Genomic DNA, 13,421 nt, shown 5'->3' with positions numbered 1-13,421 from the left:
AACTATATTTTAAGTGTTTAGGCGGTTGATCGTTTTAGAATCAACCTGTTATGGAGGAAAAGAATGAAACATACATTGAATGAAAAGAAAAAAAGTGCATTTAGAACAGCAGAATTAGTCGTTTTAACAGTGATTGCATCAACTGCAACCGTATTTGCCGATGCAACTAGCGTTGGTCAAAATTTCGGTGAATGGGCGATGGGACAGATATGGTGGGTGGCATTGGCTATCGTCGCATTTATGGCTGTGAAGTACCTCATTAAAAAAGCATGGATACCTTGCGGAATCTTTGTATTAATCGGAAGTATGATACTGGTTGTGATTAAAAATCCGGAGAAGTTATCCTCAATTGGAGAAGCAATGTTTAATATTATTTTTAAATAAAAGGGTGATGTCATATGGAAGATAAGCTATTACTGCGAACGTATAATAAAGCTTGGAAGTTCGAACGAAAGGTCTATGCAATTGACAACATACGGCTTCCGTTTCCAATTAATCCGGACGAACTGATCTATTTAGTGATAGGATTTCTATTTACACTATTACTTCTTAAGGTGCTCCCGTTTTTAAATGCAATTCCGTTTTTCATAAGATATTTGGTAATACCTTATGGACTTATGAAATTCCTAACCAAGAAAAAATTCGATGGGAAATTGCCACATATGTTCTTGATTGGTTATCTGGACTACATAGGGTTGCCAAAGAAAATTGCTCGATTTCAAGCAGCAAAAACATACCCACAGGGGAAATTTTCTCCTGTGGTTTTTCGTACTCCTGAAATCATCAATTTGACGGAAGAATTAGTGTTTGAAAGAAAATCTAAGAAAAGCAGAAAGGGGAAGCAGAGATGTATCAATTCCCAATAAAATACTATGAAGACAACATGATTTTTAACGAGCAGAACAAAGATTGCTGGGCCTGCTACAAAGTCAAATGCTTCAATTATGATTTTTTATCGACAGAACGTAAAATTAATATGCTGAATCGATTAACAAGATTCATTGCTAATGTTGGTTCAGAAGCAAAAATATTGATGATTCCGGTTGCACAGGATACGAAAAAGCACTATGCAAATCTTATCAATTCTTTATCTAAGAAGGATCCGCTGTATGATGCTGCAAAGGAGCATGCAGTTGGAACACAAATATATTTAGATGAAATGACAGAATTGAATGGGAGCAGTAATGATTACGAGGTATATGTCGTTGTTAAAATATCCAAACGTCCAACGATGGGCGAGATGGTAGATCAGCTCTTTAAAAGACCGATAAAAACATTGGAGGAGTTTCTAGGAGTAGAGCGAAGAGAAATCTTACTCAGTGAAAAAAAATCATTTGAAGAAGCGGCAGAAGCTTGGTATCGAGAAGAAAATAAGCGACTTGGGCTTATAAAGACAGATGCAGCAACGACGCAATGGCTAATCAAGCGAATGCTGCGCCGTGGTATTTCTGAATCCGTATCCTTAAGAAAAAATAAAGATGGAACCGGTTGGAAACCTAAAAAACAAATTGTGATTAAGGATGGTGAAAAAGCGATTCGTCCTTTAAAACGAGATATTTTAACCTTAACAGAAGGAATGATTGAGCCGTCATATAAATATGTCAAAGTAACAAACAGTGACGGTAAGGTTTCTTATCAGACATTTCTCACGATGGCGCATATACCGGATGGACTCGTTTTTCCCGGGAGTGAATGGCTGTTGATTTTGCAAGACTATTCGGTAGCATGCGAGGTTTGCATGCACATTAAGACCGTAGAGTTTCGAGAATCCATTCGTAAGATTTCTGGAAAACGGCGGGAAATTAAAAGTCAGATAGAGCATGTAGCAGAAAACGACAGTGTGCCGGACGATTTGTTTGAAGCATCACAAAGTACGGATGAATTGGAGTCAGAATTAAAAAAAGCAAGAGATCCTTTGACGGAAGTATCTATTGCTATTTGTATTGCTAACGAAGATGCAAATATTTTAGAAGATAAGGCTACTTTTATCAAGCAGCGTTATGAGGATGCTAATTTTATGATAGAACGGCCTATGACCGACCAATTTAAGCTTTTCATGGAATTTATTCCGGGAGCTGGTCGTTATGTATCCGATTATGTATTGCCGTTGCCGCCGCAGACAGTAGCCGGTTCCATGTTTGCTGCTACAAGGATGCTAGGAGATACGGAAGGGCCTTTTATTGGAACAACGGGTGTAAATATGCATCAGGTCTTTTTAAATATGGCTAGAGCCTGTCTTTTAAACCGTTCCGCATCAGCAGCACTACTCGGTACTTTAGGCGGTGGTAAATCCTTTAATGCGAACCTGTTAGCGTACCTAAATGTTCTTTACGGAGGAGCAGCGTTAATTTTCGATCCAAAGGGAGAACGTTCGAACTGGATTTATGATCTTCCGGAGCTTTCGGAATTCATTAGCATTATTACGCTTTCTGTGGGTGAGGAAGATGTTGGGAAACTAGATCCTTTCCTGATCTATCGAGACAATATGTCGGAAGCCGGAGAGCTTGCACAAAACATTATCTGTGAACTCTTTAAAATACAGCCGAAAGATAAAGAATATACAGTTTTACTGGAAGCAATCAAATGGGTAAAGGAAAATGAAAATCCGTGTATGTCTGGATTAGCCGAATACTTAAGGAATTTTCCAGAAACAGATGAGCTGAAAGAAACAGCAAGCTTATTGGCAAGAAAAATTTCCATTATTCGAGAAGCGGGGATGGCAAAACTTTTGTTTGGAACCGGAAAGGAAAAGGGATTGAGCTTTAAAAATCGGCTCAATATCTTACAGATACAAAATTTACAAATGCCGGATCCAAGTACACCAAAGGAAGATTATACCCAAGAAGAAATCTTATCTTCTGTGCTTATGCTTCCGATTGCAAGCTTTGCAAAGAAGTTTGCAATGTCTGACAAGAGTATTTTTAAGTTGGTTTTATTTGATGAGTCGTGGGCATTGTCGTCCACACAGATGGGAATTAAGCTGATGAATGCGCTTGCGAGAATGGGACGTTCTCTCAATGCCGGGTGTATCTTTATCGGCCATTCTGTAACTGATTTGAAGGGTGATGGAATTAAAAATGCCATTACCTATAAGTTCTGTTTTAAAACAACGGAAATTAATGAGATCAAACGAGTGTTGAGTTTCTTAGATTTAGAGGAAACTGATGATAACATAAAGACTGTAATGAATTTAGGAAATGGACAGTGTCTGTTCCAAGATTTAGATGGACGTGTCGGTATCCTGACATTTGATGCGGTTTACGAGCATCTGATTGATGCGTTTAATACAACACCAAATGCGGGAAACGCAGCATGAAGGAGTGAGGAGGTATGAAAAAACGAATTATATTAATCCTGACCTGCATTGCGATCCTGATCTTAGTGTGTTCTTCGGCGGTCATCTTTGCGGCAGACAGTGATCTTTATAAAAACATTGATGAAACAGCAGCGGAAAGCAATGAAGATTATTTTATAAATTATCGAGACAACTACCAGCTGGATACGGAAAAAATGAGTGTATTTAAAAACATTGGAAGCGTTATTTGTGATTTGTTTTCAAATATCTTATTTGCCATTCAAGTCTTGCTGGCAAAGGTCACAATTTCCTTATTTTCATTCTCATTATCCAGTAACATAGCGGTGATGCTTGGAGGGTTTTTAGAGCCGTTTATCATAGCAATGCGTGGCTCAATGTGGGACACATTTGCGGCAATCGGGATTGTATTTGCCGCTTTTTTATTGCTTTTAAAAATGATGCAAAATCGAACGGCACAGGCTTTTTCAAGTATGGTTGCTTTGGTCTTTATCATAATGCTGGCATTTGCATTTTATGCTTATCCAATTAAGCTTCTTGAGGGTGTCGATACCGTAACAAGCGGTGTTTGCGAAACTGTCATGGAAGGACCATATAAAGAAACAGTAGGAGGGAAGACGGGAGAAGCAAAAGGCAAGGCTGCGAGTCTTTGCTGGAATCTACTTGTTCATCAGCCATGGCAGGTATTGGAGTTTGGTAGTGTAAAGATGGCAGAACGCCATGAAGCAGAAATATTAAAATTAACACCGGATTCAGAACAAAGAAAGGATGCTGTAGAAAAATTAGCGAAATCTGATCAGCTTTTTTCAAAATCCTTTGGGTATCAAGTAGGAAGGTTAGTTACAGCCATTATTTTGTTGATGTTTACTCTTCTTCTTATGATTATTTTAATGGTATTTTCCGTTTTAATTATTGGGTATCAGTTTCTGGTATTAGTTTATTTGCTCCTTGGCATTTTCGTATTTCTTGTGGCTTTGCTTCCCAATTTTGGATTACCACTAGTGAAACGATGGGGTGGTCGTATCATAAGCATTTCTTTCGTTCGTATTTTGGTTGTTTTTTTCCTCAGTATGACTCTTGTTTTTATGGAGGTAATTTACAAGTTTAGCGATGAATATGGGTTGATTACAAGTATATTTTTAATCCTAGTTATCGTAGCATCCATTTGGTTCGAACGGTTTCGATTGCTTAATCTGTTTTCTAGTTTTCAATCAAATAACAGTGTACAGATGCCCCAAAGTATGAATAAAGCTTTGGATCAGGATTTTAACGCGGTGAATAGTTCAAGACAGATGTGGCGTAAAATGCATAATCAGACTGTCGATGAGCAGTCTGAGACGCGAATCCCAGAATCAACCGGAAAAATGAGGACCGAAACTGTGGGCAGCCGGTTTGGTGGAGTCGAAACACCGAATATCAATCGAATCAGTGACAGTATGAGAGATTCATCCGAAAACATGACAACGGCAGTTAACGACATGGGAAGATATTTTCGTCAAGCGGAGGAATTACTTCAAAAACAATATGAAATATCTAAAGAAAAAACCGAGGATAATGCCGACAGAAAACAGGATGACGTGGAATACGGTAATTTTGTAAAACGTACTGATTCAATACGAAAATCAGGCGGCGATCATTTCGATCAACGAGATGTTTCTGCGGTTGCTCATATCTTACGAAGTACAGAAATGCAGGGTGGAAATATTAAAAATGTGGTAGCAGATGGCCAGGCAATTTATTGGGATAAGAAAAAAGAAGTAAAGCGGCCAACCAATTTAGGAGCAATAAGAGAACATATAAAATCTCCCGCTGGGAATATAATTATGAATGAAAAATCAAAGGAGCAAATGGGAATCGCATTTTTTAAAGCTAATTTTGGTGATGAGATGGGTGAGGATTGTTACGAAGCTGCAGCAAAGAAATATGGTAAAAATTTTGTTGACGAATATAATTTTTCTAACTTTACATCAAAAGAAAAAAGAGATTCGAATACAAAAAGAAAGGCAAGCTATGCGGAAGTATTAAAAGAGCTGGAAAAAGAGAAAAGAAAACGTACAGCCAAAGCAGATAACTCTACAACTACTCAGAAAATGCGTAAAAACGAGGTAAACAATGAATGAAAGAAAGAGTTACCAAGAGTATAAAAAACAGCCCAAAAGAAGAAAAAACAGAAAACTTAGAAGGGCATTGCTTGCGATTACAATGCCTTTTATTATGATTTTCCTTATTCTAACAATGCTATTTATTTCAATGGCTAGTGTAATGCCTTCAATCGCAGATGGTATGGTGGACGATTATAAGGTGGCAGCAGAGCTTGTGGGCTGTACTTGGCAGGAGCTTCTTGTTTATGATACCGTTCGATTTGACAATGACTTAGAGGATGTAGATCCATTCTTATCTGCGGTCGATTTTCTAAAGCTGCACTTTGAAAAATGGATTTGGGTTGAAACGGATGATGGTGGTTATTGGAAGGAAGTACAAAGCGGCGACTTGGTGTCACCTTCTTCAATTTGCTCTTGGCTAACTATTCCAACTGAGAGCGATATTCGTACTATCCTGGATGCGGGAAAACGAGTATCTGAGAGTGGCAGCAGCGATGTAAAGTGGATTATCCAGTTTTCAAATAAAGATTTGGATGAGCTGATTATCGAAAAGGAATTTGATGAAGATCAGATTGAATGGGTTGACATGTTAATGACAGCGGGAATCTTAGATGAGATGTTTGGTGATCTTTATGATTTGCCGGATTACATTGACACAACGGAAGGGGGGTATTTTGCATGGCCGACACCAGAGCTTCATACTGTGACATCCAAATTTGCATCTGTAAGGGTGCATCCAGTTCTTGGTATTAAACGTGCGCATAACGGTGTGGACATTAGCGGAAGTAATGCTATGGGATCGCCGGTGATTGCAATTGAAGACGGAACCGTTATTTATGTTAATCTATCTGGAGGCGAACGTGGAATCAATATCAAGGTGCAGCATAAGATTGGCGATGACATTTGGATCTCCCGGTACCAGCATTTATCTGCGGCCAAAGTGGAAGTAGGAGATGAAGTAAAGCTTGGGACTGTCATCGGTGGTGTAGGAAATACAGGAATTGGAACCGGACCACATTTACATATTGAGATCACCTATAACGGTGTGCTAATAGATCCGCTTTCAGTAATTCAATAGAAGGGAGGAAATGATTTGGCAAGTATACTTATGGCTGTAGGTAATAAAGAAATAGAAAAAATGATTTCAGATTTTACAGAGATACATCATTTAGAGTCGGTAGAGGATTTGAATTTAATTCAAGATGTCATATCATATGAAAACTATGATTTTGTTCTAATAAATACACTTCTATCCGAGAAAAAAGCTATTCAAGCAGCGGCTTTTATTCATGAGAAGGATTTTGATAGAGATAGACCTAAAATTATTGCATTGATAAAGGATTTTGAGCAGCGGAAATTGATTGCTCAATTAGTTGGGCTAGAAGTAAATGCGTTTGTCACATTCAATCAGTTAGAGTCAATTCAAAGCTATATCAAAGAATATCCAGAAACCTTTGATTGGAATATTTTAAGTAATAATTACTTTACACCACAGGAAACAACTAATAGTAATAACACTAGACTTATAGGTGCTGTTACTATTGGTATTTTTAATCTAGCCCATGGTGCGGGTGCAACAACATCGGCGGTCACCATAGCAGAAGAACTTCAGAGCCAAGGCTTTGAAGTAGTGGTAATATCCATGGATGACAAGACAGATTTACATTATCTTGATAAAAAGAAGAAAAAAGCTACTTACATCATTCCGCAATTAGCAGATAAAAAGATAGAAGTTTTGGCAGCTTACAAAAGTGGTTGTCAGTTCATTCTTTTAGACTTTGGTAATTTGTTTGAACTTTCACCAACAGGGCAAAGAAAAACGGAACGATTAGCGGATAAGGAATACGAGATTGAAGAATTTTTTCGTTGCAATTATAAAATTGCAGTTGGATTTTCTGATGAATGGAATGTAGGGAAATTAAATTATTTCATAAATAATCCGGTATTTGATGATTTGGAAACTTTTATATTTTTAATCCGAGGATTAACGGATCGGATTGCCAAACAATATAATTTGAATTTTTGCAGCTCCACAGATACTGCATTAGAAATCTTACTTATGTGGTTAGGAATCGAGCAAAATAGAGAAAAAGTGAAAGGAGAGAAGAAATCAGTCTTTTCTTTTTTATTTAATTATTGAGGGGAGGAAGAAGTACATTGGAAAACAAAAAATATGGGATAAGAGTCGTCTTATTAGCAGTGCTAGTAGCAGTAGGAGCACAGGCGATGACTGTTTTAGATTTTGATCGTAGTACAGCGTATGGGTATAGTGTTGACAAAGTTTTAAGTAAGGCGGTTACTGACTCAAAAACAAGCTCTAACAATAGTTTTGATCAAAAGATGGAATATACAGATGCAGATGGATATAAAGGATCACTTGACAAAAATGGAGCTAGTTTTTTGAAAAGTGGAAGCTATAACCCAGGGAGTCCAGGGCATGTGCATACTAGCAGTTGCGAGACATATAATTATGTGTGTTGGAAGTGTGGGTATACTACCACCTACGGTCATGGGCACGGGGCTGGTTACTGCGTCAACTGTAAAAAAGACAGTTGTCTTAACCAGGGGAAAGTATTTAAGTGTGGTATGTATGAGGGACAAGGATATATCCCAGCATCAGACACAAGAGTATGGCAACAGAATTACTCTGGCACAGCAACAAAAACGGTAACTGAATATCCAAAACTAACTAATCTTACGATTCTTAAGCAGCCAAACAAAATCAGCTATAAAGAATATGAGGACTTTAATCCGGAAGGTATGGTTGTACAAGCCATCTATGCAGATGGTCATCAAGAGGAAGTAACAGGTTATACGCTTTCTAAGAAAACAAATTTGGATCCTTCGGTAACCAGTATTCGCGTCACATTTTCTGAAAATGGTGGTACAGCTTATGCCGATGTTCCGATTACAGTAGCAAAGCTCACTGAGATAGAGATTACGAAATTACCGGACAAACTAGAATATCTCGAAGAATTAGTCAATATAGACTTAGAGGGTGGAGAACTGACACTGAAATATGAGGATGGCACCATAAGTGTTATACCTCTTACGGATGCGACAGTAGGCTCACATGGAACTGCCATTGGTGATATTAATATAGAAGTTACATATAAAGGCTTTACGACGACTTACCAGGCAAAGGTAAAAGCCAAATCACCGGTGCGTATAGAAATCATTGCTCCACCGAAAAAAACAGAGTATATCGAAGAATTACCGTTTGAATCTGAGGGAATGACGGTGAAAGCATACTATGATAATCTCACAGAAGCAATGGTAGACAATTTTATTATTACAGATGGAGACAGCTTGACGTTAGGACAAAGCTTTGTGACCGTGTCCTATACGGAAAACGAAGCCACCGTAATTTGTCAGCAGCCTGTAACTGTACGCAAAAAACAGCTGGTGTCCATTGAAGTGAAGAGCTTGCCAAAAAAGACAATCTATGTATCAAATCGAGATCACTTAGATATATCTGGAGGGAATCTCTTACTCCATTATGATAATGGTACAGAAAAAGAGATGCCGATGGAACTTACTATGATGAGTGGTTTTGATAATACCATCTTAGGAGAGCAAACCATTACCGTAGCCTATGAGGATAAGAGCACTACATTTATGGTGATTGTAGCCAAAGTTAATCGCATTCGGGTGAGCAAACTCCCAAATACAACGGATTACCTTGAAGGGTTAGTAAATATAGACTTAACCGGTGGGGAACTAACATTGGATATGGAAGGCGGGTATATGACTAGCATTCCACTAACCGAGGCGACCATTGATCACTATGGTTCATTGGTAGGATCTCAAGAGGTAACGGTGTCCTATGGTGGATTGAGTACCACATTTCCAATTAAAGTTCTAGCGAAGTCCCCGGTGAGTTTGGAAATTGTAAAACCTCCAAATAAGATGGATTATATTGAAGAACAATCCTTTCAGTTTGAAGGAATTGAAGTAAAAATTACATACAATAACCACACAACCGACATTGCTAAGGAGCTTTCCTCTTCTGACGGAACAAATCTGAAATTTGGGCAAGAAAGTGTGACCATTTCCTATACCGAAAATGGTGAAGTAGTCACCTGTCAGCAGCCTGTTACCGTACGAAAAAAGCAAGCCATTGGCATTGAGATTCTGCCGGAATCCAAAAATAGCTATACTATGGGTGAGTTAATTAACTCAGGAGACATCAAAGTAAATGTAATCTATGACAACGGAACGAAATCTCCGGTGCCATCGGAAGAATTAACAATTAAGGGATATAAGCCAGATGAAGCAGGAAATCAAACTATAACAGTGCATTATAAAGAATTTGCATCAACCTTTGATATTACAGTAAATCGAAATAGCCGCAGCTCCGGGAAAGAAGAAAATAAAGATGGCCCATACATTAAAGCCAAAGAGCCTGATGATGCAAAAGATGCGATCATCTCTGCGGGGAATGGGACCATTAAAGTAACGGTTAGCGAGCTACATCCGGAGATGTACTTGGTGGTTCCTGTGCCGGAGGGAAAAGTGGCCAGAAATCTGTTAGATAATACTATTCCATCCTTTCAGACCATGATAGACGGGAAATTATATGTCAAAATTAGTAAGGATGCAGAGTTTGAATTTATCGACAACGATAAGGACTTCGTAGACATCAACCGCCATTGGGCGAAGAAAGAAATACAGAAAGCTTCCGCTAGAGAAATATTTGCCGGAGTAGGAAAAAGAAAATTTGCTCCAAATGAGAATATGACCAAAGGGATGCTCGCAGCAGTATTACATCGTTTAGATGATAATAAACCAGTAACTTCTGATTATAAAAAGCAAAAGTGGTATGACAAATCTGTAGCGTGGGCAATTGAAAATGATATTGCAGAAGAAAAAAGCATCGGGACGTTTCATCCGGAATCGGATGTGACGAGAGAAGAATTGGCAGTTATGCTTTACAAGTTTGCTAAATACAGCGGTGCAGATGTCACCACATCTAAAGATGCACTACATTGGATGACAGATAATGATATTCTAATTGGACGACCAGACGGTGCCTTAGATCCGGATGGCTTCGCAACTCGTAGTGAAGTTGCAACTATGCTAAATAAGAGCATCGTTACGATGCTTATTGATCAAGGAGAGGGTAAATAACCTTTCCTTTTTTATTTAACTGAGGAGAAGAACTATGCTATTTAAGAAAAAAGAAACACCAATGCAAGAGAAGGTAAAGCTTCGAAGAAATCCAGGGAAATATTTAAAAAATAAAAAGCTATTAAGCTTACTGTGTATTGTACTGGCAGCAATACTTTCCTTTGTCGTCTTGCCAAGACTTTATGAGAAACAAGCAGATACAACCACTGTTGTTACCGTAACGGATACCATAAAAAAAGGAGAGATCATTAAGGCAAATAAAGTAATTGAGAAAAAAGTAGGGGCATATGGATTGCCCTCCAATGTTATAAAAAGTATGCAGAAGGTAGACGGTAAAGTTGCAAAGGTGGATTTGCTTGCCGATGATTATATTACCGATGCAAAAATTGGTGATTTTGTATCAGATCCAATCATCGAAAATATTGTAAAACAGGGAAAACAGCTTACCACCATTACATTACAATCCAATGCTGCGGGGCTTGCCTCTCATTTACAAAAAGGTGACATTGTTAACGTTGGAACAGTCCGAGAAACAGATTCGGGATTTCAGGTTATCTTTGAACCATCTTTAAAAGGAATGCAAATTTATGATATAGAGAACGCCGATGCGGTCAGCGTGGATGATGTCAAAGCATCCAAAGCCGATGCCGTTGATGCAATACCTCAAACCATAACATTCATAGCTACTGAGGAGCAGTCACTAAAATTGATGGGTGCAGAGTATAATGGGAAGCTGCATCTGACGCTTGTAAAGAGATAGGAGGCAGAAATGAGCAAAATTATTGCAGTTTATGGCAGACCGGGATCAGGAAAAAGTACACTGGCAGCTAATTTAAGCTGTGCTCTGGCAACTAAAAACCAAGTGGTAATTCTAATTTCTGCTAATCTGGATTACGGCGGGATTCAGACCTTTTTCGGAGAAAGTATTCCGGAAGATCAGGGAATTTTTGCTGCATTGGCCGATACAGCAGAACAACCACAGCGGATGCTTACTCCATGCAAAAATAGAGAGAATATTTTTCTTTTGGGAGTTCCGAATAAAATTACAAAACCCTGTATGGAAGAACTCTATGAAAACAGAACAAGACGATTGTTTCAACAGCTTCAAGTATGCTCAGACTATATTGTGATTGACTGTACTGGTTATTTGAGAGAACCAATGACTAGCTTGGGATTATTTTTGGCAGATCAGATACTTTGCACCTATACCCTGTCTTCAGAAAGTGGATTATGGCATCAATCCATGCAGAGCTTTTTTGAACGGTTTCATATCAAGGAACTGGTAAAGCCGGTGATTGGAGAGTGGAACATAGGGTGCAGCATACATGAATTTCTTCAGCTTTATGGGCTTACCGATACCGTACAGCTTCCTGCCGTAGAGGATGCTGTGGTATTTCAAAACAGCGGGAAGCTGATTTATGAAATGAAGTCCAAGGAGGCAAAACAATATCGAGCTGTGGTGGAGCAGTTGGCGGAGGAGGTACAGTAGATGGCAGATCGGCTTATTGCACTGGAAAATCTGATGTATCAGAAAAATATGGACTACCTGAATCAGCAAAAAGGGATACAGGCGAAAAATTATCCGGAAATCAAAGAACGGATGCAGCATATTATCAGCACAAATCATGCAGAAGAGTTAGCAAGAGATTGGACGGATAAAGAAAAACGGCCACGACTGGTACAATTGATTATCCACTATTTAAACGTGGAACGCTTGGTAGATAATGAGTTGTCCGTAGAAGAACTCGCACAGCGCATTTATGAAGACATGGCCGGCTTTAGCTTTATTGAAAAATATTTGGAAGATGCTGAAGTGGAGGAAATAAATATCAATGGTTCGAACAGTACAAGAGTAATCTATAAAGATAAAACGGTACTCGTGAGAGAGCGATTTGAGACAGCAGAGCAATGTGCGAATATCGTTCAAAAAATGGCACGTTCGGGAGGTGTCATTTTGGATGGTGCACAGCCTTTGGGTGATTCTTACATATCCAAAGGTGTACGTATGTCAGGGGCAATTTCTCCATGTGTAGACACAGAAGTAGGAGGAGTAGCTTCTATCCGAAAACAGAAGAAGTCCGGCATTACAAGAGAGACTCTTATCGAGTCAGGGACAGTTTTGCTGGAAGAATTGGACTTTATTACTACCTGTTTAGGCAGCGGCGTTTCAATGGCATTTGTAGGGTCCACCGGGTCTGGGAAAACATCCAATATGAATTATGTCTTGGGAACGATTGTTAAGGAGACTCGTGTTTATACCATTGAGGATACAAAGGAACTGGATTTGCCGATTGTGGATCAAGAAGGCTTTGTTATTAATGATGTGGTACAAACCTATACCAAGCCGGGAGCAATTACAATGAACGACTTGTTAAAAATGGCTCTGCGGTTTCATCCGGATATTATTGTTCCTGCAGAAATGCGTGGAGAAGAGGCTATGACAGCGCAGGAAGCAGGACGTACGGGGCATACCATTGTTTCAAGTTTACATGCCAATAGTGCAGCAGATGCTTACGACAGAATTTTAACTATGTGTATGGAATCCGGTACTCGATTATCGGAAACACGCATGTTAAAAAACATTGTAAAAGCATTTCCCCTCATGGTCTTTTGCAAGCAATTAAAGGATAAGTCCAGGCGATGGATGGACATTTTTGAGGCAACCGGTGTGCAGGATGGAGAAGTGGTTGGACACAGCATCTATCGTTTTGTTATTGACCATTCCGAAAAGGACGAAGTAGGAAACGTGTTAAAGGTACACGGAGTGCATCGCAGAGTAGGATGCATTTCTGAGAATCTGGAAGAAACTTTGCGTATGAACAGTGTAGACGAAGAATTCATTAAGCGATATTCCAACACGAGAAAGGAGAAGTAAG

10 protein-coding genes are annotated in these 13,421 nt (G+C 39.0%); all 10 read left to right on the top strand.

Translation table 11 applies throughout. The features are described from left to right. Positions 1-63: 63 nt before the first annotated feature. From U5921_RS03460 to U5921_RS03415, 10 genes are read left to right on the top strand one after another with little or no spacing between them, the layout of a single operon-like run. Positions 64-384, top strand: coding sequence for a hypothetical protein (locus U5921_RS03460; RefSeq protein WP_324825086.1), 321 nt, complete (start codon positions 64-66; stop codon positions 382-384). A 14-nt stretch (positions 385-398) separates the two neighbouring features. Next, positions 399-866 (top strand): TcpE family conjugal transfer membrane protein, encoded by a 468-nt coding sequence (locus U5921_RS03455; protein WP_324825085.1) that lies wholly within the window; start codon positions 399-401, stop codon positions 864-866. Continuing rightward, positions 848-3,316: an ATP-binding protein gene (locus U5921_RS03450; RefSeq protein ID WP_324825084.1), complete on the top strand. Its 2,469-nt coding sequence runs from the start codon at positions 848-850 to the stop codon at positions 3,314-3,316. The genes U5921_RS03455 and U5921_RS03450 overlap by 19 nt, the downstream gene beginning before the upstream one ends. Positions 3,317-3,330: 14 nt before the next feature. Then, positions 3,331-5,433: a CD3337/EF1877 family mobilome membrane protein gene (locus U5921_RS03445; RefSeq protein WP_324825083.1), complete on the top strand. Its 2,103-nt coding sequence runs from the start codon at positions 3,331-3,333 to the stop codon at positions 5,431-5,433. After that, entirely contained in the window at positions 5,426-6,493 is a 1,068-nt protein-coding gene (locus tag U5921_RS03440) for a M23 family metallopeptidase (protein WP_324825082.1), read from the top strand. Before U5921_RS03445 ends, U5921_RS03440 begins: the two co-directional genes overlap by 8 nt. Positions 6,494-6,508: 15 nt before the next feature. Then, positions 6,509-7,555, top strand: a complete 1,047-nt coding sequence (locus tag U5921_RS03435; RefSeq protein WP_324825081.1) for a hypothetical protein — start codon at positions 6,509-6,511, stop codon at positions 7,553-7,555. Between the two features lie 17 nt (positions 7,556-7,572). Further along, entirely contained in the window at positions 7,573-10,545 is a 2,973-nt protein-coding gene (locus U5921_RS03430) for a bacterial Ig-like domain-containing protein (RefSeq protein ID WP_324825080.1), read from the top strand. Positions 10,546-10,579: 34 nt separating this feature from the next. Beyond that, a complete protein-coding gene (cpaB, locus tag U5921_RS03425; RefSeq protein ID WP_324825079.1) occupies positions 10,580-11,305 on the top strand; it encodes a Flp pilus assembly protein CpaB in 726 nt (241 codons plus the stop codon). Positions 11,306-11,314: 9 nt separating this feature from the next. Beyond that, the gene (locus tag U5921_RS03420; protein ID WP_324825078.1) at positions 11,315-12,034 is read left to right on the top strand and encodes an AAA family ATPase; all 720 of its coding nucleotides are present in this window, start codon (positions 11,315-11,317) and stop codon (positions 12,032-12,034) included. Beyond that, on the top strand, positions 12,035-13,420 hold the full coding sequence (locus U5921_RS03415; protein ID WP_324825077.1) for an ATPase, T2SS/T4P/T4SS family: 1,386 nt from the start codon (positions 12,035-12,037) through the stop codon (positions 13,418-13,420). It begins immediately after the preceding gene. Position 13,421 lies beyond the last annotated feature (1 nt).

The organism is Sinanaerobacter sp. ZZT-01 (assembly GCF_035621135.1).
Taxonomy (GTDB): Bacteria; Bacillota; Clostridia; order Peptostreptococcales; family Anaerovoracaceae; genus IOR16.
Note: the sequence above shows the minus strand (reverse complement) of the source record. Positions and strands in the feature narration are given on the sequence as shown.

Excerpts from the sequence above, each read along its gene's own strand:
- U5921_RS03445 (WP_324825083.1), top strand. The coding sequence starts at position 3,331 with ATGAAAAAACGAATTATATTAATCCTGACCTGCATTGCGATCCTGATC.
- U5921_RS03420 (WP_324825078.1), top strand. The coding sequence starts at position 11,315 with ATGAGCAAAATTATTGCAGTTTATGGCAGACCGGGATCAGGAAAAAGT.
- U5921_RS03415 (WP_324825077.1), top strand. The coding sequence starts at position 12,035 with ATGGCAGATCGGCTTATTGCACTGGAAAATCTGATGTATCAGAAAAAT.
- U5921_RS03455 (WP_324825085.1), top strand. The coding sequence starts at position 399 with ATGGAAGATAAGCTATTACTGCGAACGTATAATAAAGCTTGGAAGTTC.
- U5921_RS03450 (WP_324825084.1), top strand. The coding sequence starts at position 848 with ATGTATCAATTCCCAATAAAATACTATGAAGACAACATGATTTTTAAC.
- U5921_RS03460 (WP_324825086.1), top strand. The coding sequence starts at position 64 with ATGAAACATACATTGAATGAAAAGAAAAAAAGTGCATTTAGAACAGCA.
- U5921_RS03440 (WP_324825082.1), top strand. The coding sequence starts at position 5,426 with ATGAATGAAAGAAAGAGTTACCAAGAGTATAAAAAACAGCCCAAAAGA.
- cpaB (WP_324825079.1), top strand. The coding sequence starts at position 10,580 with ATGCTATTTAAGAAAAAAGAAACACCAATGCAAGAGAAGGTAAAGCTT.